We start from the raw sequence: 23,668 nt of genomic DNA, 5'->3' as shown, positions 1-23,668 counted from the left end.
GCGTCGTGTCGTCGCCCGAGCCGAAGGGCCGGCCGGGGCGGAACGCGCGATTTTAAGACCCGGCCCGGACTCGGGCTACCTACCGGCGGCGCAGCAGGTTGGTCCTGGCCAGTTCGATCAGCTCGTCGCCGCGGCCGTTCATCACGGCCCGCGCCGCGTAGAGGCTGAAGCCCTTGACCTGCTCGGCCTTGATCTTGGGCGGCAGCGACAGCTCCATGGAATCGACCACCACATCGACCAGCGCCGGGCCGTCGTGCGCCAGCGCCTGGGCGAGCGCGGCCTCCAGCGCGTCCGAGCGGGTGACGCGCAGGCCCAGGAAGCCCATGCCGCCGGCGATGGCGCTGAAGTCGGGGTTCTGCAGCGACACGTTGGTGTCGAGAAAGCCCGAGGCCTTCTGCTCCATCTGTACGAAGCCGAGCACGCCGTTGTTGATGAGCACGATCTTGATCGGCAGCTTCATCTGCACCGCCGTGAGCATGTCGCCCATCAGCATGGCCAGGCCCCCGTCGCCCGAGAGCGAGACCACCTGGCGGCCCGGCTGGGCGGCCTGCGCGCCCAGCGCCTGCGGCATCGCGTTGGCCATCGAGCCGTGGTTGAAGGAGCCGATCAGCCGGCGCTGGCCGTTCATGCGCAGGTAGCGCGCGGCCCAGATGGCGGGCGTGCCGACGTCGAAGGTGAAGACGGCGTCATCGGCCGCCAGCCGGTCCAGCGTGGCGGCGACGAACTGCGGGTGCAGCGGCTGGTCGCCGCTGCGCGGCGAGGCCAGCGCGTCCAGGTCCTTGCGGGCGGTCTGGTAGTGCTCGCGGGCTTTTTCCAGGAAGGCGGTGTCGCGCCCCGCGTCGATGAGCGGCGCCAGCAGGGTGGCGGCTTCGCGCACGTCGGCCACCAGGCCCATGCGCAGTTGCGCGCGCCGGCCCAGGGCGCCGGGGTCGCGGTCGATCTGCACGATGGCCGCGTCTTCCGGATAGAAGTTGCGGTAGGGGAAGTCGGTGCCCAGCATCAGCAGCGTGTCGCATTCCCGCATGGCGTGGTAGCCGGACGAGAAGCCGATCAGGCCGGTCATGCCCACGTCATAGGGGTTGTCCCACTCCATGAATTCCTTGCCGCGGAACGCATGGACGATGGGCGCGGCCAGGGCCTTGGCGAGCGCCACCACCTCGTCGTGCGCGCCCTGGGTGCCGGCACCGGCCAGGATGGTCACGGCCTTGGAGCCGTTGAGCAGCGCCGCCAGATCGGCCAGGGCCTCGGGGTCGGGCAGCAGGCGCGCGGGGGCCGGCGGCGCGAAGTGGGGCCGCGCGCCTTCGGGCGCATCGAGCGTGCAGACATCGCCCGGAATCACGAGCACGGCCACGCCGCGCTGGCCGATGGCCGTGCGCAGCGCTCGGTGCAGCAGCTCCGGCAGCTGGTGGGGGTGCTGCACCATCTCGCAGAAATGGCTGCATTCGCGGAACAGCTCGGTGGGGTGGGTCTCCTGGAAATAGCCCAGGCCGATCTCGCTGCTGGGGATGTGGCTGGCGATGGCCAGCACCGGCTGGTGGTTGCGCTGGCAGTCGTACAGCCCGTTGATGAGGTGCAGGTTGCCCGGCCCGCAGCTGCCGGCGCAGACGGCCAGCCGGCCCGTGACCTGGGCCTCGGCCCCGGCGGCGAAGGCGCCGGCCTCTTCGTGGCGCACATGCATCCATTCGATGCCGCCATGGCGCCGCAGGCTGTCGTTGACGGCATTGAGGCTGTCGCCGGTCACGCCCCAGATGCGCTGCACGCCCGCATCTGCCAGCGTTTCGACCAGCAGGTCGGCGACGGACTTGGGCTTGGGAGAGCTAAAGATACCCATGGCTGTGGACTCCTCTTGATGGCGATGTATTGCTTGGAGCTCAGGGTTAACCCTTGGTTCCCTCGGCTTGGATTTCAGCGGACCGGGGCGCGCACGGCGTTGCCCGTGTCTTTCCAGCCGAAGAAGGCGCAGATCTCGGCGCGCCGGGCCAGCGCGTCGGCGCGGCCCAGGGCCATGAGTTCGCGGGTGTAGCCGGCCTCGAACAGCAGGTAGCTCGCCAGGGCCGCGCCGCGCACGTCGTCGGCGCTGGTGGTCACGCCCAGGGCGCCCAGCAGGGTGCGGATGGGGCCGGGCAGCTGGCCCACATGGCGTGCGGCCACGGCGTCCAGCCGCTGCGAGGGGGCGATCACTAGCAGGTCGAGCGGCCTCAGGGGGCTGTGGGCGCGCGCTTCGGGCGGGATCAGCGAGAGCGTCTGGTTGATGCGCAGGGCCCGCTCCACATCGACCGAGAGCGCGTCCAGGAAGATGTTGGAAAGCGCATGGCCGGCCACCTGGGCGAGCGTGGGGTAGTCGGGCGTGGCGGGCGCCGAGCCTTCGCCGCTGGGCTCGTGCATGCGGCCCGCGCCGATGACCAGGATGCGGTCCGCCCCCAGGTGGATGGCCGGCGCGATGGGCGCCGACTGGCGCATGGAGCCGTCGCCGAAGTATTCGGGGTGGCCGTCCATCTCCAGCGCGGTGGCGGGAAAGACGAAGGGAATGGCCGAGGACGCCAGCAGGTGCGCGTGGCTGATGCGGCCCGCCGCCGCCTTGCGCTGCGAGCGCACCCAGGGCCGGGCCGAGCCCCCGGCCTCGAAGAAGGTGACGTGCTCGCCCGAGCTGTAGCTGGAGGCCGTCACGGCCAGCGCGTGCAGGTGCCCCTGGCGGATCAGGCGCGGCAGGCGTTCCAGCGGCACCAGCTTGCCCAGCAGTTCGGCCAGCGGCGCGTTGTCCAGCAGCGAACGCGGCCGCAGGCGGCGCCAGCGCGTGAGCATCCAGCCCATGGACAGCAGCGTGAGCCAGCGCGCGCCGCTGCGCATCACGCTGAGCGAATCGGCGCGGTACACCTGCTCGGCGCGGAAGTTGCGCCACACATGGGCGATGCGGCGCACGGAGCGGTCGAAATGGTCGGACCCGCAGGCCAGCGCCGCGGCGTTGATGGCGCCGGCCGAGGTGCCGGTGAGGATGGGGAAGGGGTTCGGGTCGCGCGCCGCGCCGCAGGCGATGCGCAGGTCCGACAGGGTTTCCAGCACGCCCACCTGGTAGGCCGCGCGGGCGCCGCCGCCGGTCAGCACCAGCCCGTTCGCGGCGCGGGCCGGGTGCGTTGCCGGGGGCGTGCGGGCGGGCATGGTGCGATGGCGTGCTGGATCAGCGGGTGGCGGGCGCCTTGAGCAGCAGCGCTGCCAGCGCATCCGATTCCATCAGCACCAGGCCGTGGCTGCGGGCGAAATCCCGCGCGTTCTCGCTCACCTGGCCTTGCAGCGCGACATAGACGCCGGCCGAGGCCTCTTGCGCCTGCACCGCGGCGTGCAGCTCGCGCAGCGGCTCGGCGCCGTGGGTGGCGGCTTTCCAGCGGCGGGCGCTGACCAGCACCGTCTGGCCGCCGCGCTCCAGGCGCAGGTCGGCCGGCTGGCCGTTAAGGCGCTGCACGGTCTGCCCCTCGGCCTGCCAGGCGCGTTCCAGCGCGGCGCAGAAGTCGCGCCAGGGCATGGCGGCAGCCGTGGCGAGCGCAGCCTCCACCCGCGCCGCGCTGGGCGCCTGCCACTGCCGCCAGGCGGCCATGCCGCCCACGATGACCAGCGGCAGCACCCCCACGGCCGCATAGGGCGCCACATGCGCGGGCAGCAGCGCGCCGCACAGCAGCGCGATGCCGGCAGCGGCCGCAAAGCTGATCCACCACGGCGAGCGCAGCAGGATTGCGAACAGGGAGTTGGGGGCCATCTTGAGTGTCACGGGCGTTCTTCGCGGGCAGGCGGTGGTTGGGGTGGGCTGTGGGCGGGATTGTCCCGCAGCCCGGCAGGGGCGCAGGCCTTCGATAGACTACCCGACCCACAGGAGTGAAGAACAGCATGGCAGTCACAGAACAGGGCCTCTTGGCGGCGCTCGCGCAGGTGTGCGACCCCCATACGGGCAAGGATTTCGTCTCCACGCGCGCGCTGCGCAACGTGCAGATCAGCGGCGGCGACGTGGCTTTCGACGTCGAGCTGGGCTACCCGGCCAAGAGCCTCGTGCCCGAACTGCGCCGCCAGTTGGTGGCGGCGGCCCGCGGCGTGCCCGGCGTGGAGAACGTGTCGGTGCAGATCGCCACCAAGGTCGTGGCCCATGCCGTGCAGCGCGGCGTGCAGCTGCTGCCGCAGGTCAAGAACATCATCGCCGTGGCCTCGGGCAAGGGCGGCGTGGGCAAGAGCACCACGGCCGCCAACCTGGCGCTGGCGCTGGCCGCCGAAGGCGCCAGCGTGGGCGTGCTGGACGCCGACATCTACGGCCCCAGCCAGCCCATGATGCTGGGCATCAGCCGCCGCCCCGAGAGCGAGGACGGCAAGACCATGGAGCCGCTGGAGAACCACGGCGTGCAGGTGATGTCCATCGGCTTCCTGATCGACCAGGACGAGGCCATGATCTGGCGCGGCCCCATGGCCACCCAGGCGCTGGAGCAGCTGCTGCGCCAGACCAACTGGAAGGACCTGGACTACCTCATCATCGACATGCCCCCGGGCACCGGCGACATCCAGCTGACGCTCTCCCAGCGCGTACCCATGACCGGCGCGGTGATCGTCACCACGCCGCAGGACATCGCGCTGCTGGACGCCAAGAAGGGCATCAAGATGTTCGAGAAGGTGGGCGTGCCCATCCTCGGCATCGTCGAGAACATGGCCGCGCACGTGTGCAGCCAGTGCGGCCATGTGGAGCACATCTTCGGCGCCGACGGCGGCCGCAAGATGGCCGCCGAATACGGCATGGACTACCTGGGCGCGCTGCCGCTGGACATGTCCATCCGCCTGCAGGCCGACAGCGGCAAGCCCACGGTGGTGGCCGACCCGGACGGCGAAGTCGCCCAGATCTACAAGAAGGTGGCGCGCGACGTGGCGGTGAAGATCGCCCTGCAGGCCAAGGATTTCTCCGCGAAGTTCCCCACCATCTCCATCAGCCAGAGCACCTGAGGACGCCGGCGCGCTCCCGGGCATCGCCCTGGAGAACGCCTGGGCTGCACCGCACCGCCATGAACCTGCTGGCCGCCATGCGCTATCTGGTCGCGCTCGACGAGCACCGCCACTTCGGGCGGGCGGCGCAGTCCTGCCACATCACGCAGCCGGCGCTCTCGAACGCGATGCGTGCGCTGGAAAAGGAGTTCGGCGTGACCATCGTGCAGCGCGACCGCTCCTTCGCCGGGCTCACGCACGAGGGCATGGCGGTGCTGGCCGCGGCGCGGCGCATGCTGCGCGACACCGACGTGCTGCGCAGCGAATTGCGCAGCACCGAAGACACGCCCCAGGGCCGCCTGCGCATGGCGGCCACGCCCACGGCCATGCCGCTGCTGTCGCGCTTCGCGGTGCTGCTGCGCCAGCGGCATCCGGGCATCCAGCCGGTGGTGCTCTCGATGAGTTCGCAGGAGCTCGAACGGGGGCTGGAAGACCTGTCGCTGGACCTGGCCCTGGGCTACAGCGAGCGCATGCAGGCGCAGCGCGCGCCGCTGCGTTCCTGGCCCCAGTGCACAGAACGCTACTACCTGCTGCGCCGGGTGGCCGCCCCTGCGGACGGCCCCGCGCCCGAGCGCATGCGCATCGGCGCGCCCGTGCCCTGGTCGGAGGCCGGCCGGATGCCGCTGTGCCTGCTCACGCCCGACATGTTCAACCGCGCCATCGTGGACGACGCCCTGCGCGAGGCGGGCGTGGAGCCCCAGCCGGCCATCGAGACCAATTCCGTGCTCACCCTGGTGCAGAGCGTGGTCTATGGCGAGGTCTGCAGCATCCTGCCCGGGGCGATGGTCGCCGCATCGCGCCAGGAGCGCACGCTGGAGGCGCTGCCCCTGCTCTCGCCCGAGGTCGGCACGCCCATCGGCTTCATGACGCAGCGCCGGCCTCGTCCCTCGCGGGCGCTGGAGGCCGCCATCACGCTGCTGGAGCAGCCGGAATGGCGTGCGCAGGTCGCGGAAAGCAGCGGCGTGCTCAAGGGCTGACGGCGCCGGCCCGCTGCTGCCGACGCCTCGCCGTCGCGCCGCCCCGCTCACTTGGGCCGGATCGCGTCGGCCGTGCCCTGGATGAAGGCCTTGATCTTGTCCACATCCGCAGGCGTCAGCTTGCCGGTGAAGTCGGGCATGCCACGCGACATGGCCGGGCCCTTGAAGACGAAGTTCTGCAGGTGCTCGATGTAGGCCGGGTCCATGTAGCCCAGGTTGGGGATGTTGCCGCCCCGGTCCACGCCGGGCACGCCGTGGCAGAAGACGCAGTTGCTGACGTAGAGCGCGGTGCCGGCGGGAATGTCCGCCGGGTCGTACTTGACGCCTTGCACCAGCTTCTGCGCCTGCTGGGCCGCCGCCTCCGGCATCTTGGCGTCGCCATCGAGCACGAAGGTATAGACCGTGCCCGGCCCCACGCGTTCGGTGGCCCGCTGCGACAGGCCATAGACGCCGCCCCAGCCCGCCGCGATGGAGACGTACTGCTTGCCGTCCACCATGTAGGTCGAAGGCGCCGCGATAACGCCGGTGCCGGTGGGCGACTGCCACAGCTGCTTGCCCGTGCGTGCGTCATAGGCGATGAAGCGGCCGTCGGCCGTGCCCTGGAACACCAGGTTGCCGGCGGTGGTCAGCGTGCCGCCGTTCCAGGGCGAGACGTGCTCCTGGCGCCAGACCTCCTTCTGGCGCACCGGGTCCCAGGCGATCAGGCGGCCGAAGGGCTTGCTCTTGGGCGGCTCGACGTTGGCGAACATGGCGGTGTTCCAGCCCACGCCCGACATGGGCTCGCCGGGCTTGTTGCCGTTGAAGGTCCAGGTCTTGTTGTCCATCAGGTTCAGCGGGATGTGCTGGGCGGGCAGATAGACCAGACCGGTCTGCGGATTGAACGACATGGAGTGCCAGTTGTGCGCGCCGAACGGCCCGGGGATGGCGTCGAAGGGCTTGTCCTTGGGGCGGGCCATCGCGGTCTCGATCGGCCTGCCGTTCTTGTCGTAGCCCTTGGCCCAGTTGACCGGCACGAAATTCTGGGCCGAGATGAACTGCCCGTTGGTGCGGTCGATCACGAAGAAGAAGCCGTTCTTGGGCGCATGCAGGATCACCTTGCGCGGCTTGCCGGCGATCTTCAGGTCGGCCAGGATCATGGGCTGCGTGGAGGTGTAGTCCCAGTTGTCGCCCGGCGTTTCCTGGTAGTGCCACTTGTAGGTGCCGGTGTCCGGGTCCAGCGCCACGATGGAGGCCAGATACAGGTTGTCGCCGCCCTTGGGGCTGCGCTTGCGTTGCGACCAGGGCGAGCCGTTGCCCACGCCCACGTACATCAGGTTGAGTTCGGGGTCGAAGGTCAGCGTGTCCCAGGCGGTGCCGCCGCCGCCCGATTCCCAGTACTTGTTGCTCGGATCCCAGGTCTTGGCGGCGGCGGCCATGGCCTCGTTCTCATAGGGCTTGGACGGGTCGCCCGGCACCGTGAACCAGCGCCATTTCTGCTCGCCCGTTTCCGCGTCGTAGGCCGTGATGTAGCCGCGCGCGCCGAATTCCGCACCGCCGTTGCCGATGATGACCTTGCCTTTGAACACGCGCGGCGCGCCGGTGATGGTGTAGGAGAAGCGGTGGTCGGCGATGGTGTCCTTTTCCCAGACCTTCTTGCCCGTGGCCGCGTCCAGCGCGATCAGCCGGCCGTCGAAGGCCCCCACGAAGACCTTGCCTTTCCAGATCGCCACGCCGCGGTTCACCGCATCGCAGCAGCCCTTGTAGCCCTTGGAGCGGTCTACCTCGGGGTCGAACACCCAGAGCTTGCGGCCGGTGCGCGCATCGATGGCATGCACCACGCTCCAGGAAGCGGTGACGTACATCACGCCGTCCACCACCAGTGGCGTGGCTTCCACGCCCCGGGTGGACTGCAGGTCGTAGGTCCACGCCAGGCCCAGACGCTGGACGTTGCCGGCATCGATCTGGCCGAGCCGGCTGAAGCGGGTTTCCGCATAGTCCAGGCCGTAGCTCGGCCATTGCTCGGTGGTGGCGCGGTTGGCCTGGATCCATTCGCCATCGACTTGGGCGGCGGCGCCACCGCCGGCAGCCTGCGCGGCGGCCCCGGCCAGCACGAGCGTGGCCGCGAACAGCCAGGGGCGAGCGATGGCCGGGCCATGGCGTGGGGTTGTGGTGGTGGTGGTGGTGCGCGTCGCGTGTGTCATCGTTGTCTCCTGGGCTTTGTTGTGTGTCGATGGCGGGCATGCCGGGGGGCATCGGCGGATGCTGCCGGCAGGCTGCAGGGGCTGGCCCGGCGCAGTTTAGGAGGGGGCTCGCAGGCCGCTGAACCCGGGAGTTACCCGGGGGCGGAAGTGTTCTGCCGTGGAACAGCCGGCGACTCGGCGGTTGCTCCGGCTCCGGGCGCCGAAGCCGTGGCGGGGCCGCGTCAGCCGCGCTGCCGGCGCCGCGTTGCCGGGGCGCGATCGCCGGGCGTGGCCGGGCCCGCCTTCTGAATCAGGCGGTAGATGAGGCCGCGCGATACGCCGAGCTGCCGTGCAGCGCGGGCCACGTTGCCGCCGCAGTCCTGCAGCGTGCGCAGCACGAGGTCGTCGCGCTGATGGTTCAGGGTGAGGGGTTCAGCAGATGCGGCATCCTGCGTCGCGGGCGCTTCTGCGGGCTCCGAAGGCTCGGCGGCCGGGGCCAGGGCCGATGGCTGGGCTTGCGCCGCTGGGGGCACCGGGGCCTGCAGCTGCAGCGGCTCAGGCAGCGGCCTTCCGTCGCGGCGCAGCTGCGCGCGGGCCCATACCGTCAAGCCGCTGGGCAGGCGCAGCGGCTGCGCGCCGGTTTCGCCCGAGAGGGCGAGCAGGGCGCCCAGCGGATGGCCGAAGGCGGATTCCACCGACGCGCCTGCGGCGGCCTGCGCCAGCCGCTGGGCCATGCCGTTGGCCCAGGCCAGCGTACCGTCGCCACGGACTCCGGCCAGCGCCTGCAGCGGCGTGCCCAGCAGGCTGGCATCGGCCTGGAAGGCCAGCACCAGCAGGTCGTCCGACTGCAGCTGCAGCAGCTGGTTCTCTATCGCGGAGGCGTGGCAGCTGACGAGGGCGGAGGCGTCGAAGCCGAAGCTGCGCCCTTCGGCGGAGATGTCCAGCACGCCGGCCAGCCGGCCATGCATGTCGCGTATGGGCGCCGCGGCGCAATGCAGGACGGCCGCCACACCCTTGAAGTGTTCGTTGCCCCGCACGGTACATCCCTGGCCGGTGTGGGCCACGATGGCCAGGGCATTCGTGCCGAGCTGGCTTTCCGACAGGTCCGTGCCGACGCGGCTCAGGATCGGCAGCACGGTGTCCTGCGGTGCGGCGGCATAGACGCTGCTGTGGACCACGACTCCTTCCGGGCAGGTCAGGATCACCCGGCACGGCGTGCCGGCCAGCGCGGCTTCGAGTTGCTGCAGGCTGGCGGCGGACGCCTCGCGCAGCTGCCGGCTCCGGCGCATGGCCGTATGCAGGCGCGCCCGGCTGACCAGATCGGCTTCCGGCATCCTGTCGGGGGCCAGTCCGCGCGAAAGGCAGCGCCCCCAGGAGTGCAGCACGGCCTCCTGGACCAGGCCCGCGGGCCGGTCCCCCCGCTCGAAGAAAAGCTCTCTGGCCAGCGCCACGCGCTGCTCGGGGGTGGAGAAGAAGAGCTGTGAGGTCATGGCGGAATTGCTGCGGTGGCGCAAGGGAGTGGGCGCGCGCTCCACTGTGCCCCGCTGCGGCCAGGGCTGTCGAGCCCGAGTGATCCCTAGGAACCGGTCGGCGAACAGGTGGGACGCCGGCAGCGGTATGGGCCCGAAGGGCCGCCCGGCGCCGGATGCGCCCCGCCGCAGGGGGCATCCATCACATAGGTCCGCCTGTACATACATTCAGCCTTTGAATCGGTGCATAGATCGATTCCATTTGACGCGGCCATGGCGCATCCAGACACTCCCGCCCGGCGCATTGATGTGCGTCAAATTTGGAAACAATTAGGGGCTTGCATTCAACGCCCCTGCTAGATAGGGAGATACAGCGCATGGCCGCAACATCGGCAGGGACCGCCGCCGGGTCCAGTCCTTCCTCCGCTCCAGGCTTTCTGGACAAGGAACGCATCATCGCCGGCCCCGGCTTCAACCGCTGGCTGGTGCCGCCGGCAGCACTGGCCATCCATCTGTGCATCGGCATGGCCTACGGCTTTTCGGTGTTCTGGCTGCCGCTGTCCAAGGCGCTGGCCACGGCCGGCACGGGCGCTGCGTGCCCCAAGGAGATGAGCTTCTTCGCCGAGCTGTTCGCCACCGGCTGCGACTGGCGCGTGGCCACGCTGGGCTGGATGTACACGCTCTTCTTCGTCTTCCTGGGCTGCTCGGCCGCGGTCTGGGGCGGCTGGCTGGAACGCGCCGGCCCCCGCAAGGCGGGCGTGGTGTCGGCCCTGTGCTGGTGCGGCGGCATGCTGCTGTCGGCCCTGGGCATCCACCTGCACCAGTTCTGGCTGATGATCCTCGGCTCGGGCGTCATCGGCGGCATCGGGCTGGGGCTGGGCTACATCTCGCCCGTCTCGACCCTCATCAAGTGGTTCCCCGACCGGCGCGGCATGGCCACCGGCATGGCCATCATGGGCTTCGGCGGCGGCGCGATGATCGGCTCGCCGCTGGCCGTGGAGCTGATGCGCCACTTCTCCACCCCCACCGACGTGGGCGTGATGCAGACCTTCGTGGTCATGGCGCTGGTGTACTTCGTCTTCATGATGGCCGGCGCCCTGGGCTACCGCGTGCCCGCATCGGGCTGGAAGCCGGCCGGCTGGACGCCGCCGCCGCCCAGTGCCAACGCGATGATCACGCAGCGCCACGTCCACGTGAAGCGCGTGTGGGGCATCCCCCAGTTCTGGCTGATCTGGCTGGTGCTGTGCATGAACGTGAGCGCCGGCATCGGCGTGATCGGCATGTCCTCGCCCATGCTGCAGGAAGTGTTCGGCGGCGCCCTGGTCGGCCTGCCGCTGAAGTTCACCGAACTCGACAAGACCCAGCTGGCGGCCGTGGCGGCCGTGGCCGGCGGCTTCACCGCGCTGCTCTCGCTCTTCAACATCGGCGGGCGCTTCGTGTGGGCGAGCCTGTCCGACCGGCTCGGCCGCAAGATGACCTACGTGGTGTTCTTCGTGCTCGGCGGCCTGATGTACTTCAGCATCCCCGGCTCGGCCGCTGCCGGCCACAAGCTGCTCTTCGTGGGCGCCTTCTGCATCATCCTGTCGATGTACGGCGGCGGCTTCGCCACGGTGCCGGCCTATCTGGCCGACCTGTTCGGCACGCAGTTCGTGGGCGCCATCCATGGCCGCCTGCTCACGGCGTGGGCCACGGCCGGCATCCTGGGCCCGGTGGTCGTGAACTACATGCGCGAATACCAGCTCGGCCTGGGCCTGCCGCGCGAGCAGGTCTACAACCAGACCATGTACATCCTGGTCGGCATGCTGGTGATCGGCCTGATCGCCAACTTGCTGGTGCGTCCGCTGGCCGACAAGTGGTTCATGAGCGACGAGGAACTCGCCCATGAAAAGAAGCTCGCACATGAGAAGAGCGTGGCGGCCGAAGTCGGCACCGGCAGCGGTGCCGGCGGCACCACCAGCCCGGCCCTGGTGGCCTTCGCATGGCTGGCCGTGGGCCTGCCGCTGGCCTGGGGCATCTACAAGACCCTGGTCAGCGCTGCGAAGTTCTTCCAGTAAAGCCCGCCGGCGCGGAGGAGGGGGCCGCCCTCCGCGCCGACAGAACCTGTAGCCCCCGGCTGTCGTGGCCCCCTCGGGCACGGCAGTAGCCTGACCCCCGGAGACCATGATGAAACAGCAAAAGATCGAGTTCTACAAAGGGCCTGCGGGCGGCTGGGGGGCTCTGAACAGCGTGAAGAACGCCCTGCTGCGGCAGGACATTCCCCTCAAGGGCGCCAAGACGCTGCTGTCGGCCAACCAGCCCGACGGCTTCGACTGCCCGGGCTGCGCCTGGCCCGACCGCGACCACGCCTCCACCTTCGAATTCTGCGAGAACGGCGTCAAGGCCGTGGCATCCGAAGCCACCGCGCGCCGCGCCGGCCCGGAACTGTTCGAGCGCCACACCGTGGCCGAGCTCGCCGAGCAGAGCGACTTCTGGCTCGAAGACCAGGGGCGCCTGACCCATCCCATGGTCTATGACGCGGCCAGCGACCGCTACCGCCCCATCGCCTGGGACGACGCCTTCTCGCTCATCGCGCGCCACCTGAACGCGCTGCCCGATCCCAACCAGGCGATCTTCTACACCTCGGGCCGCGCCAGCAACGAGGCCGCATTCCTCTACCAGCTGTTCGTGCGCCAGTACGGCACCAACAACTTCCCCGACTGCTCGAACATGTGCCACGAGCCCAGCGGCAGCGGCATGCGCCCGCAGATCGGCGTGGGCAAGGGCACGGTGACGCTGCACGACTTCGAGCGTGCCGACGCGATCTTCATCTTCGGCCAGAACCCGGGCACCAACCACCCGCGCATGCTGGGCGAGCTGCGCGAGGCGCACAAGCGCGGCGCGCGCATCGTGAGCTTCAACCCGCTGCGCGAGCGCGGCCTGGAACGCTTCGCCGATCCGCAGGACAAGCTGGAGATGGCCACGATGGGTTCCACCCCCATCAGCACGCACTACTTCCAGCTGCGCGTGGGCGGCGACATGGCCGCCGTCAAGGGCATGATGAAACACGTGCTGGAGCGCGAGGACACGATCGGCGGCGTGCTGGACCACGTCTTCATCGCCCAGCACACCACCGGCTTCGAGGCCATGGCCCAGAGCCTGCGTGCCGAATCGTGGACGCTGCTCGAAGAGGAGTCGGGCCTGACCGAGGCGCAGCTGCGCGCGGCGGGCGACGTCTATATCGGCGCACGCAGCGTCATCGCCTGCTGGGGCATGGGCATCACCCAGCACAAGCATGCGGTGGACACCATCCAGGCCATCGTGAGCCTGCTGATGATGCGCGGCAACATCGGCCGCGAAGGCGCGGGCCCCTGCCCGGTGCGCGGCCACAGCAACGTGCAGGGCGACCGCACCATGGGCATCTGGGAGAAGCCCCCGGCCGAGCTGCTCAACCGGCTGCGCGACGTGTTCGGCTTCGAGCCCCCGCGCGCCCATGGCGTGGACACCGTGGAAGCCATCCGCCTCATGCTGGACGGGGGCGGCAAGGTCTTCTTCGCGCTGGGCGGCAACTTCGCTGCGGCGACTCCCGACACTTACGAGACCTGGAAGGCGCTGCGCCGCTGCGACCTGACGGTGCATGTGACCACCAAGCTCAACCGCAGCCACGTCGTGCACGGCCGCGAGGCGCTGATCCTGCCCTGCCTGGGCCGCACCGAGATCGACATGCAGGCCGCCGGCCCGCAGGGCGTGACGGTGGAGGATTCGATGAGCATGGTGCACATCTCCATGGGCATCAATCCGCCCGCCTCCGAGCACCTGCTGTCCGAGCCCGCCATCATCGCGCGGCTGGCGGCGGCCACGCTGGGCGAGCGCAGCAGGATCGACTGGCTGGGCCTGGTCGAGGACTACTCACGCATCCGCGACCTCATCGAGCAGGTCTTCCCCGACTTCAAGAACTTCAACCAGCGCGTGGCCCAGCCCGGCGGCTTCCGGCTGCGCAACACGGCCAGCGAGCGCGTCTGGGCCACGGCCACCGGCAAGGCCAATTTCTATCCGCCGGTGGTGCCGCTCGATACGCCCTCGCACGAGGCGCGCGCACGCCTGAAGGATTCCGTGGTCTTCACGCTGCTCACCACGCGCTCGCACGACCAGTACAACACCACCATCTACGGCATGGACGACCGCTACCGCGGCGTCTATGGCCAGCGCCGCGTGGTCTTCATCCACCCCGAGGACATCCGCCAGCTGGGGATGAAGGATGGCGACTGGGTCGATATCCAGACCGTGTGGTCCGACGGGCAGGAGCGCCGCGCCGACCGCTTCAAGCTGGTGGCCTACGACATCCCGCGCGGCAACCTCGCGGCCTACTACCCCGAGACCAATCCGCTGGTGCCGCTCTCGGCCGTGGCCGAGGCGGCGGGCACGCCCACCTCCAAGTCCATCCCGGTGATCCTGGAGCCCCACGTGCAGGCCGTTGCGGTGGCCGAGGCGCTGGGCGCCGCTGCGTGAGCGCACAGCCCGCGCAGGCCCCGGTGCCTGTTTCGCCCCTGGCCTGGGCCCTTCTGCAGGCCCTGGCGGAAGAGGGGGTTGATGGTGGCGGCGACGACGTTGCCGTCTCGCTGCCCCGGCTGGGCAAGCGGCTGGGGCAGGGCGTCAGCGTGCTCATGCGCCAGCTCAGCTTGATGGGGGAGGCGGTGATCGGCGGCATGCCCGGCCCCGGCTGGGTGCAGGTGCGCGAAGAAGGCGGCCGCTGGACGGCCCAACTCACCGAGGCGGGCCGCGCCTTCGTTGCGGCGCAGGCTGCAGAGGCGGACGGTGAAGCTCCTGCGCCCGATGCGGAGGACGATGCCGACGCCGCACGTGCGCTCGCGCCGCTGGCCCGCCACACCGTGCGCGTGTTCGGCGAAGCCGGCCTGCCGCCCGAGGGCATGGAGCGCGACGACATCCTCGCCACCGAGATCCCTGTCGCCCTGGTGTTCAACGGCATCTCGCACGCCGTGATGATGGCCACGCCCGAAGCGCTGGACGATTTCGCCCTGGGCTTCGCGCTGAGCGAGGGCATCCTCGACCGGGCCGAGGACTGCCGCGGCATCAGCGTGCACGCCGCAGACGGTTCGGCGGCCCAGCTGCCGCCGGGCGTGCCGGGCGTCGAGGTGCATCTGGACATCTCCACGCGCTGCTTCGAGCGCTTGCGCCACCGGCGGCGCAGCATGGCCGGGCGCACCGGCTGCGGCGTGTGCGGCGTGGAAAGCTTCGCCGCGCTCGACCTGGCGCCCGAGCGCCTGCCGGCGCGCGACTGGATCGAGCGGGTGGACCTGGCCCTGGTGCTGCAGGCCTTCTCGCAGCTGGGCGCCCGGCAAGTGCACAACGCACAGGCGGGCGCGCTGCATGCCGCCGCCTGGGCCGGCCTGGACGGGCAACTGGCCGCCGTCTGCGAAGACGTGGGCCGGCACAACGCGCTGGACAAGCTCATCGGCCACCTGGCGCGCGCCGGCCGGCTGGGCGAGCCCGGCTTCGTGCTGATGAGCAGCCGCGGCAGCCACGAGCTGGTGCGCAAATGCGCCCGCGTGGGCCTGGGCGCGCTGGCCACCATCTCCGCGCCCACGGCCACCGGCGTGCAGGTGGCCGAGCTGGCGGGCCTGCGCCTCTGGGGGCTGTGCCGCGCGCCGCGCGGAGTGCTCTACGCGCCCGGGGCCCTGCAGCAGCGCTGAGGGGCGCCGCGCGATTCTGCCGTCCGATTGCCCGCCGCGCCAGCGCGTGGGGGAATGATCCGCTGGCAGTCCAGGCGGCGGCCGTGCCGGGTACAGTCGCCGCATGCTTGCCGCCCGTCCCACCCTCGACGTCGCCGTCATCATGCGGCGCGAACATCTCGACAACCGCTGGCAGCCCTGGCGCTGGACGCTGGAAGACGTGGTGCCCGCCGAACCCGCCTTCGGCACGGCGCCGCGCCTGCTGCGCGAAGACGCGCAGGAGCAGCGCTGGCTGTTCCCCGCTCTGCAGGTGGAGCTGTTCCGCGACGATGCCGAGGGCTACCACCTCAACCTCACGTCGCCCGCGCCCTGCTGGTTCGTGCACTGGCGGCTCGACGAAGGCCCGGGCGCGGATGGCCTGGAGCTGGCGCGGCCCGTGGACGTGAGCCTCAGCTACCACGATGCCGGCCGCTGGCTGGACGCGCAGGAGAACGTGGACCAGGTGCCGGCCCCGGAGCCGATCCGGGAATGGGCGCAGGCCTTCGTCGATCTCCACTATGCGCCCGAGCCCAAGCGCCGCCGCCGACCCGACAGCTTCAAGCCCTTGACCGACCGCTTCGGCAACCCGGCCTCCGTCTCCACCGACAAGGGGCGGCGCGGCGGCGGTGGTGCAGGGGGCACGGGAGAGTCCCATGGCTGAGGCGGACGGTTTCTTCAGCCGCTGGTCGCGCCGCAAGCAGCAGACGCGCGAGAGCGGCCAGCCGCTGCCGGAAGCCGCAGGCAGCGAGCCCGCGGGCCGCGTGGCGCCTCCTGCTGCGGTCGTGCCATCTGCGATCGCCCCTGCGCCCGCGCCTGCGTCGGCACCGCCCGCCGAGCCCGTGGCGCAGCAGCCGGTGGCGCCCACGCTCGACGACGTTCAGGCGCTGCACGCCCAGTCCGATTTCGCGCCCTTCGTCGCCCGGTCGGTGGCGCCGCAGGTGCGCAACGCGGCCATGCGCAAGCTGTTCACCGATCCGCACTTCAACGTGATGGACGGGCTCGATGTGTATATCGAGGACTACTCGCTGCCCGATCCGCTGCCGGCTTCCATGCTGCAGCAGATGGTGAGCGCGCGCAGCCTGGGGCTGGTGACGGACCCCGAGCCGCCGGCCGCCAGTCCCGAGGGCGATGCGGCGCTGCCGCCCAAGTCCGACTGCGACGCCGGGGCAGCCGGGGCGGCGGGCGTGCCGCACGGGGCGGATGTGGCACAGTCCGGCTTATGCAACGCCATTCCTAGCCAGCCTGCGCCAGACGCTGCCGCGCCGCCCTCCGGCGATGCGGCGGAACTGGCGCGCGCCAGCCAATCCACCGATGTCCAAGACGCTGATATGCGACTGCAACCGGACCATGCCGCTCGACTCCCGGGCGCTGGGCACGGTGCTACATGAGGAGCTGACGCTCCATTCCACCCTGTGCCGGCGCGAGGCCGGTGCCTTCCAGCAGGCGGTGCGCAGCGGCGATGCCGTCGTCGTCGCCTGCACGCAGGAGCAGCGCCTGTTCGGCGAGCTGGGCCAGCAGACCGAGGGCGCCGTGTCGCCCGTGCGCTTCGTCAACATCCGCGAAACCGGCGGCTGGAGCCGCGACGCGCAGGCCGCCACGCCCAAGATCGCCGCGCTGCTGGCGGCGGCGCGCCTGCCCGAACCCGAGCCCGTTCCCACCGTCACCTTCCGCAGCGGCGGCCGGCTGCTGATCATCGGGCCGCTCGATGCCGCCGAGCGCGCGGCCGCGCTGGTGAGCGATGTGCTGGAAGTGACCCTCTTCACCCAGGGCCCCGGCGCGGCCGGCGGCGCGCAGGAGCGGCGCTATCCCGTGCAGGGCGGGCGCCTGCTCTCGCTGCGCGGCTGGCTGGGCGTGTTCGATGTCGAATGGGCGGCGGACAACCCCATCGACCTGGACCTGTGCACCCGCTGCAATGCCTGCGTGGCGGCCTGCCCCGAAAACGCGATCGGGCTCGACTACCAGATCGACCTGGCCGCCTGCCGTGACCACCGCGACTGCGTGAAGGCCTGCCAGGTGGCCGGCGCCATCCAGTTCGGCCGGGTGGCCGAGGCCCGCACCGAGCGCTTCGACCTGGTGCTGGACCTGCGCGCGGCGGATGCCACGCCCACCTTCATGCAGCATGCGCTGCCGCAGGGCTACTTCCGCTGGGACGGGCGCGACGTGGCGACGCTGATGCGCCTGCGCGAGCTGGTCGGCGAATTCGAGAAGCCCAAGTTCTTCACCTACCGGCAAAAGCTCTGCGCCCACAGCCGCAACCAGGAAGTGGGCTGCAACGCCTGCGTGGACATCTGCTCGGCCGAAGCCATCCGCAGCGACAAGGCGCGCCAGCAGATCCAGGTCAACCCGCACCTGTGCGTGGGCTGCGGCGCCTGCACCACCGTGTGCCCGACCGGCGCGCTCTCGTTCGCCTACCCGGCGGCGCAGGACCAGGGCACGAAGATCCGCACGCTGCTGTCCACCTATGCCGCAGCCGGTGGCCGGCAGCCCACGCTGCTGCTGCACAGCCAGGAGCAGGGCCAGCGCCTGATCGACGATCTGGGCCGGGCCGCGCGGCTGGGCGTGGCGCAGGGCGTGCCGGCCCAGGTCATCCCGCTGGCGGTCTGGCACACGGCCAGCCTGGGGCTGGATGTGTGGCTCGGCGCCATCGCCCAGGGCGCCACGCAGATCGCGGTGCTGGTGACCGGCGAGGAAGCGCCCCAATACCTCGAAGGCCTGCAGGAGCAGATGGATGTGGCCCAGGCGCTGCTGCAGGGGCTCGGCTATGCCGGCCAGCATCTGCAGCTGGTGCGCGCCGCATCGGCGATGGACCTGGACGCCTCGCTGCGGCTGCTGTCCGCGCAGCGCGCCCAGGGGCCGGCCGTGGCGGCGAAGTTCGGCCTCGCGCCCGACAAGCGCGGCACGCTGGAGCTGGCCATCGACCATCTGGCCGCGCATGCGCCCGCAGCGAAGCTGCCCGAGGCCATCGCGCTGCCGGCCGCCAGCCCCTTCGGCCAGGTGCTGGTGGACAAGGACCGCTGCACGCTCTGCCTGAGCTGCGTGAGCGCCTGCCCGGCCAGCGCGCTGCAGGACAACCCCAACGCGCCGCAGCTGCGCTTCGTCGAGAAGAACTGCGTGCAGTGCGGCCTGTGCGCCACCACCTGCCCGGAAGACGCCATCGCGCTGCAGCCCCGGCTGCTGCTGTCCCCCGAGCGGGCCCAGCCCCGGGTGCTGAACGAGACCCAGCCCTGGGGCTGCGTGCGCTGCGGCAAGCCCTTCGGCACGCTCAAGGCCATCGAGGCCATGCTCTCGCGCCTGTCGGGCCACCCCATGTTCCAGGGCGAGGCGCTGGAGCGGCTCAAGATGTGCGGCGACTGCCGCGTGATCGACCTCTATTCCGCGCAGAACGAATCGAAAGTGACCCAGCTGTGAGTGCCTCCGCTTTGCTGACCGCACCGCCCACCGCCTCGGCGCTGGACGAGGAAACCGCGCGCGCCGAGATCTACGGCCTGCTCGCGCAGCTCTACTACGCGCCGGCCGATGCGGCGCTGCTCGCGGCGCTGCGCGTGGCCCCCACCGAGGCCCCGGCCGAGGGCGCCTTCCTGCAGGAACCCTGGCAGCAGCTGGTGGGCGTGGCGCGGTCTCTCTCCGACAGCGAGATCGCGCAGGAATACCAGCGCCTCTTCGGCGGCGTGGGCAAGCCCGAGGTGTATCTCTACGCATCGCACTACCTGAGCGGCTTTCTCAACGAAAAGCCCCTGGTGCGGCTGCGCGCTGAGCTGTCCCGCCTGGGGCTGGGCCGCGACGAGGCCATGCCCGAGACCGAGGACCACATCGCCTATCTGTGCGAGGTGATGCGCTACCTGATCGCGGGCGATGACGGCGGCGTCTGCCACCTGGAATCGCAGCGCCGCTTCTTCACCGAGCAGCTGTCCCCCTGGGTGGCCAAGCTCTGCGACGTGCTGGCCGCGCATCCGCATGCGGCCTTCCACGCGACGCTGGCGCGCTTCACGGCGGCTTTCATGGATGTCGAGTCGCAAGGCTTCGACATGCTCGACTAATACACATCCGCTCACCGGCGCTTCAGGGGCCTGGAAAAGGGCAGTGCGCCGGTCGGGAGTCGTTGCGGCAAAGCAAACAGTTGTCATAGACTGTATGCAAGCCATTGCATAACTAACGCGAGCCATCCTGGAGACACAGCATGCAGGAACGCCAGCTTCCCCCCCCTTCGCGCCGCCGCTTCTTCGCCGGCGCAGCCACCGTCGGCGCAGCCGCCGCCACCGTGGCGGTGCTGCCCCAGGTTGCCATCGAACCGGCACCGGCCGCAGCGCCCGAGCCCCGTCCCGCGCCTGAGCGGGGCGGTGGCTACCACCTCTCCGACCACGTCAAGCACTACTACAAAACCACCCGGCTTTGAAGAAAGCGGGGCGTCCCATGCTGCTCACCAAGAAAACTTCCGGCGCGCCGTCGCAGGCCGCGCATGCATCTCCGTTCGTCCACAGCCTGCGGCGCGGCCTGTCCCAGACCCTGCCCACCATGGACCGGCGCGGCTTCCTGCGCCGCTCCGGCCTGGGCGTGGGCGTGGGGCTCGCTGCCTCGCAGCTCACGCTGGTGCGCAAGGCCGATGCGGCCGAAGGCGCCAAGGTCGGCCTCGGCAATACGCAGCTGAGCGTGCGCCGCACCGTGTGCTCGCACTGCTCGGTGGGCTGTGCGGTCGATGCGGTGGTGGAAAACGGCGTCTGGGTGCGCCAGGAGCCGGTGTTCGATTCGCCCATCAACCTGGGCTCGCACTGCGCCAAGGGCGCGGCGCTGCGCGAACACGGCCATGGCGAATACCGCCTGCGCTACCCGATGAAATTGGTCAACGGCAAGTACGAGCGCATCAGCTGGGACACGGCCCTCGAAGAGATCAGCGCCCGCATGCTGGAGCTGCGCAAGGCCAGCGGCCCCGACAGCGTGTACTTCGTGGGCTCGTCCAAGCACAACAACGAACAGGCCTACCTGCTGCGCAAGTTCGTGAGCTTCTGGGGCAGCAACAACTGCGACCACCAGGCGCGCATCTGCCACTCCACCACGGTGGCCGGCGTGGCCAATACATGGGGCTACGGCGCCATGACCAATTCGTACAACGACATGCAGAACAGCAAGGTCGCCCTGTACATCGGCTCCAACGCCGCCGAGGCCCACCCGGTGAGCATGCTGCACCTGCTGCATGCCAAGGAAACCGGCTGCAAGGTGATCGTGGTGGACCCACGCTTCACGCGCACGGCCGCCAAGGCCGACGAATACGTGCGCATCCGCTCGGGCACCGACATCCCCTTCCTGTTCGGCGTGCTCTATCACATCTTCAAGAACGGCTGGGAAGACAAGCAGTACATCCACGACCGGGTCTATGGCATGGACAAGGTGCGCGAGGAAGTGCTCGCCAAGTGGACGCCCGACAAGGTCGAGGAAGCCTGCGGCGTCAAGGAAGCCCAGGTGCTCAAGGTCGCCACGCTGCTCAACGAGAACCGCCCGGGCACCGTGGTGTGGTGCATGGGCCAGACCCAGCACACTATCGGCAATGCCATCGTGCGCGCCTCGTGCATCCTGCAGCTGGCGCTGGGCAACGTGGGCAAGTCCGGCGGCGGCACCAACATCTTCCGCGGCCACGACAACGTGCAGGGCGCGACCGACGTCGGCCCCAACCCCGATTCCCTGCCGGGCTACTACGGCCTCGCGGAAGGCGCCTGGAAGCACTTCGCCAAGGCCTGGGGCGTGGACTACGAGTGGATCAAGAGCCGCTACCCCTCCGCCGGCATGATGAGCAAGAACGGCATCACCGTCTCGCGCTGGATCGACGGCGTGCTGGAGAAGAACGAGCTGATCGACCAGGACTCCAACCTGCGCGGCGTGTTCTTCTGGGGCCATGCGCCCAACTCGCAGACGCGCGGGCTGGAGATGAAGCGCGCCATGGACAAGCTCGACCTGCTCGTCGTGGTGGACCCTTACCCCTCGGCCACGGCCGCCATGGCCGCGATGCCGGGCAAGCCCGAAGACCTGAACCCCAACCGGGCGGTCTATCTGCTGCCTGCCGCCACGCAATTCGAGACCAGCGGCTCCTGCACCGCCTCCAACCGGTCGCTGCAGTGGCGCGAGAAGGTCATCGAGCCGCTCTGGGAGAGCCGCCCTGACCACATGATCATGTACCAGTTCGCGCAGAAGCTCGGCTTCGGCCCCGAGCTGGTCAAGAACTACAAGCTGCAGAAGGTCAAGGGCATGGACGAGCCCGTGCCGGAAGACATCCTGCGCGAGATCAACCGCTGCGTGTGGACCATCGGCTACACCGGCCAGAGCCCCGAGCGCCTGAAGGCGCACATGAAGAACATGCACGTGTTCGACGTGAAGACCCTCAAGGCCAAGGGCGGCAAGGACAAGGACACCGGCTACGACCTGACGGGCGACTACTTCGGCTTGCCCTGGCCGTGCTTCGGCACGGCGGAATTCAAGCACCCGGGCTCGCCCAACCTCTACGACACCTCCAAGCACGTGATGGACGGCGGCGGTAACTTCCGCGCCAACTTCGGCGTGGAAAAGGACGGCGTCAACCTGCTGGCCGAAGACGGCTCCTGCTCGCTGGGCGCCGACATCACTACCGGCTACCCCGAGTTCGACCACGTGCTGCTCAAGAAACTGGGCTGGTGGAACGAGCTCACCGACGCCGAGAAGGCCGCGGCCGAGGGCAAGAACTGGAAGACCGACAACTCGGGCGGCATCATCCGCGTGGCGATGAAGAACCACGGCTGCCACCCGTTCGGCAACGCCAAGGCGCGCGCCGTGGTGTGGAACTTCCCCGATCCGATCCCGCAGCACCGTGAGCCGCTCTTCGGCATCCGGCCCGACATGGTGGCCAAGTATCCCACGCACGACGACAAGAAGGCGTTCTGGCGGCTGCCCACGCTCTACAAGTCGGTGCAGGACAAGAACATCGCCGACCGCGTGCAGGAGAAGTTCCCGCTCATCATGACCTCGGGCCGCCTGGTCGAGTACGAGGGCGGCGGCGAGGAAACCCGCTCCAACCCCTGGCTGGCCGAGCTGCAGCAGGAAGCCTTCGTCGAGATCAATCCCAAGATCGCCGCCGACCGGGGCATCCGCAACGGCGGCCGCGTGTGGCTCAGCACGCCGACCGGCGCGCGCATCAACGTGCAGGCCCTGGTGACCGAGCGAGTGGCGCCCGACACGGTCTTCATGCCGTTCCACTTCTCGGGCCACTGGCAGGGCAAGGACCTGCTGGAGTACTACCCCAAGGGCGCGGCGCCCATCGTGCGCGGCGAGGCCGTCAACACCGCCACCACCTATGGCTACGACAGCGTGACCATGATGCAGGAAACCAAGACCACGATCTGCAACGTGGAAGCGGCCTGAAGCGCACGCGCGAGACAGAACAAGAAAGCCCACCGACCATGACGACCCCCGCGACCGCCCGCCGCCGGCCCTTCACCTTTTGGGAGGCCTGATCCATGGCCCGCATGAAATTCATCTGCGATGCGGAACGCTGCATCGAATGCAACAGCTGCGTCACCGCCTGCAAGAACGAGCATGAAGTGCCCTGGGGCGTGAACCGCCGCCGCGTGGTCACGCTCAACGACGGCGTGCCCGGCGAGAAATCCATCTCGGTGGCCTGCATGCACTGCAGCGATGCGCCCTGCATGGCCGTGTGCCCCGTCAACTGCTTCTACCGCACCGAAGAGGGCGTGGTGCTGCACGACAAGGACGTCTGCATCGGCTGCGGCTACTGCAGCTACGCCTGCCCGTTCGGCGCGCCGCAGTTCCCCTCGCAGGGCACCTTCGGCGTGCGCGGCAAGATGGACAAGTGCACCTTCTGCGCCGGCGGCCCCGAGGAGCACGGCAGCCAGGCCGAGTTCGAGAAATACGGCCGCAACCGCCTGGCCGAAGGCAAGCTGCCCGCCTGCGCCGAGATGTGCTCGACCAAGGCCCTGCTGGCCGGCGACGGCGACGTGGTGGCCGACATCTTCCGCACCCGCGTGGTGCAGCGCGGCAAGGGCGCCGAGGTCTGGGGCTGGGGCACGGCCTACGGCTCCCGCCAGGCCGGCCAGCCGCCGCAGGAGGGCCAGAAGCCATGATGAAGCCGCAACACCACCGTGCCGCGACCCTGGCCTGCGCTGCCGCCGCGCTGCTGGCGCTCTCCGCCTGCGGCGAGAAGCCGCAGACCGGCCATGCCGTGAGCGGCGTCGCTCCGCTCTACGCCGGCACCGGCAGCCAGTTCACCGCGCCGGGCTGGAAGCCGGGCGACAAGGGCAGCTGGGAGCAGGAGATGAAGGCCCGCATGCAGTACGGGCAGAACGAATACAACCGCATCCGGTGAGGCGGGGAAG

18 protein-coding genes are annotated in these 23,668 nt (G+C 70.0%); 13 read left to right on the top strand and 5 right to left on the bottom strand.

What is annotated here, in order from left to right:
• Positions 1 to 79 precede the first annotated feature (79 nt).
• From poxB to BM070_RS05575, 3 genes are all read right to left on the bottom strand, one after another.
• Positions 80 to 1,831: a ubiquinone-dependent pyruvate dehydrogenase gene (gene poxB / locus BM070_RS05585; protein ID WP_092938393.1), complete on the bottom strand. Its 1,752-nt coding sequence runs from the start codon at positions 1,829 to 1,831 to the stop codon at positions 80 to 82.
• 74 nt (positions 1,832 to 1,905) lie between these two features.
• Positions 1,906 to 3,156 carry a patatin-like phospholipase family protein gene (locus BM070_RS05580; RefSeq protein ID WP_092938391.1) on the bottom strand — a complete coding sequence of 417 codons (1,251 nt, stop codon included), beginning with the start codon at positions 3,154 to 3,156 and terminating at the stop codon, positions 1,906 to 1,908.
• A 19-nt stretch (positions 3,157 to 3,175) separates the two neighbouring features.
• The gene (locus BM070_RS05575; RefSeq protein ID WP_092938389.1) at positions 3,176 to 3,748 is read right to left on the bottom strand and encodes a restriction endonuclease; all 573 of its coding nucleotides are present in this window, start codon (positions 3,746 to 3,748) and stop codon (positions 3,176 to 3,178) included.
• Between the two features lie 128 nt (positions 3,749 to 3,876).
• On the opposite strand from BM070_RS05575, the gene apbC reads away from it, so the two are divergent.
• Both apbC and BM070_RS05565 read left to right on the top strand, forming a co-directional pair.
• The gene (gene apbC, locus BM070_RS05570; protein WP_092938899.1) at positions 3,877 to 4,968 is read left to right on the top strand and encodes an iron-sulfur cluster carrier protein ApbC; all 1,092 of its coding nucleotides are present in this window, start codon (positions 3,877 to 3,879) and stop codon (positions 4,966 to 4,968) included.
• A 59-nt stretch (positions 4,969 to 5,027) separates the two neighbouring features.
• A complete protein-coding gene (locus tag BM070_RS05565) occupies positions 5,028 to 5,984 on the top strand; it encodes a LysR family transcriptional regulator (protein WP_092938388.1) in 957 nt (318 codons plus the stop codon).
• A 47-nt stretch (positions 5,985 to 6,031) separates the two neighbouring features.
• Here the strand turns inward: BM070_RS05565 and BM070_RS05560 are convergent, their stop codons facing one another.
• Positions 6,032 to 8,164, bottom strand: a complete 2,133-nt coding sequence (locus BM070_RS05560; protein WP_092938386.1) for a PQQ-dependent dehydrogenase, methanol/ethanol family — start codon at positions 8,162 to 8,164, stop codon at positions 6,032 to 6,034.
• A gap of 221 nt (positions 8,165 to 8,385) precedes the next feature.
• Positions 8,386 to 9,633 (bottom strand): GAF domain-containing protein, encoded by a 1,248-nt coding sequence (locus tag BM070_RS05555; protein WP_092938384.1) that lies wholly within the window; start codon positions 9,631 to 9,633, stop codon positions 8,386 to 8,388.
• 356 nt (positions 9,634 to 9,989) lie between these two features.
• Here BM070_RS05555 and BM070_RS05550 point away from each other — a divergent pair, with 356 nt between their 5' ends.
• The 11 genes from BM070_RS05550 (at position 9,990) to BM070_RS05500 (ending at position 23,658) form a co-directional block, all read left to right on the top strand.
• Positions 9,990 to 11,666, top strand: coding sequence for an OFA family MFS transporter (locus BM070_RS05550; protein ID WP_092938382.1), 1,677 nt, complete (start codon positions 9,990 to 9,992; stop codon positions 11,664 to 11,666).
• A gap of 109 nt (positions 11,667 to 11,775) precedes the next feature.
• Positions 11,776 to 14,097, top strand: coding sequence for an FdhF/YdeP family oxidoreductase (locus tag BM070_RS05545; RefSeq protein WP_092938897.1), 2,322 nt, complete (start codon positions 11,776 to 11,778; stop codon positions 14,095 to 14,097).
• Between the two features lie 365 nt (positions 14,098 to 14,462).
• A complete protein-coding gene (gene fdhD / locus BM070_RS05540; RefSeq protein WP_245785127.1) occupies positions 14,463 to 15,299 on the top strand; it encodes a formate dehydrogenase accessory sulfurtransferase FdhD in 837 nt (278 codons plus the stop codon).
• A 103-nt stretch (positions 15,300 to 15,402) separates the two neighbouring features.
• Complete coding sequence (locus BM070_RS05535; protein ID WP_092938380.1) at positions 15,403 to 15,978, top strand: DUF3305 domain-containing protein; 576 nt, start codon at positions 15,403 to 15,405, stop codon at positions 15,976 to 15,978.
• Positions 15,971 to 16,705, top strand: a complete 735-nt coding sequence (locus tag BM070_RS05530) for a DUF3306 domain-containing protein (protein ID WP_092938378.1) — start codon at positions 15,971 to 15,973, stop codon at positions 16,703 to 16,705. Before BM070_RS05535 ends, BM070_RS05530 begins: the two co-directional genes overlap by 8 nt.
• A complete protein-coding gene (locus BM070_RS05525) occupies positions 16,665 to 18,725 on the top strand; it encodes a 4Fe-4S dicluster domain-containing protein (protein ID WP_092938376.1) in 2,061 nt (686 codons plus the stop codon). The genes BM070_RS05530 and BM070_RS05525 overlap by 41 nt, the downstream gene beginning before the upstream one ends.
• Complete coding sequence (locus BM070_RS05520) at positions 18,722 to 19,354, top strand: TorD/DmsD family molecular chaperone (protein ID WP_092938374.1); 633 nt, start codon at positions 18,722 to 18,724, stop codon at positions 19,352 to 19,354. The genes BM070_RS05525 and BM070_RS05520 overlap by 4 nt, the downstream gene beginning before the upstream one ends.
• A gap of 140 nt (positions 19,355 to 19,494) precedes the next feature.
• Entirely contained in the window at positions 19,495 to 19,710 is a 216-nt protein-coding gene (locus BM070_RS05515; RefSeq protein ID WP_092938372.1) for a twin-arginine translocation signal domain-containing protein, read from the top strand.
• A gap of 17 nt (positions 19,711 to 19,727) precedes the next feature.
• Positions 19,728 to 22,697: a formate dehydrogenase subunit alpha gene (locus tag BM070_RS05510; RefSeq protein ID WP_092938370.1), complete on the top strand. Its 2,970-nt coding sequence runs from the start codon at positions 19,728 to 19,730 to the stop codon at positions 22,695 to 22,697.
• 95 nt (positions 22,698 to 22,792) lie between these two features.
• Entirely contained in the window at positions 22,793 to 23,416 is a 624-nt protein-coding gene (fdh3B, locus tag BM070_RS05505) for a formate dehydrogenase FDH3 subunit beta (RefSeq protein WP_092938368.1), read from the top strand.
• Entirely contained in the window at positions 23,416 to 23,658 is a 243-nt protein-coding gene (locus tag BM070_RS05500) for a hypothetical protein (RefSeq protein ID WP_434803172.1), read from the top strand. The genes fdh3B and BM070_RS05500 overlap by 1 nt, the downstream gene beginning before the upstream one ends.
• The last annotated feature ends 10 nt before the right edge of the window (positions 23,659 to 23,668 follow it).

Source organism: Paracidovorax wautersii (assembly GCF_900113035.1).
GTDB classification, from domain to species: Bacteria; Pseudomonadota; Gammaproteobacteria; order Burkholderiales; family Burkholderiaceae_C; genus Paracidovorax; species Paracidovorax wautersii.
The sequence above is the reverse complement of the archived record's forward strand: the minus strand, read 5'-3'. Positions and strand labels throughout refer to the sequence as shown.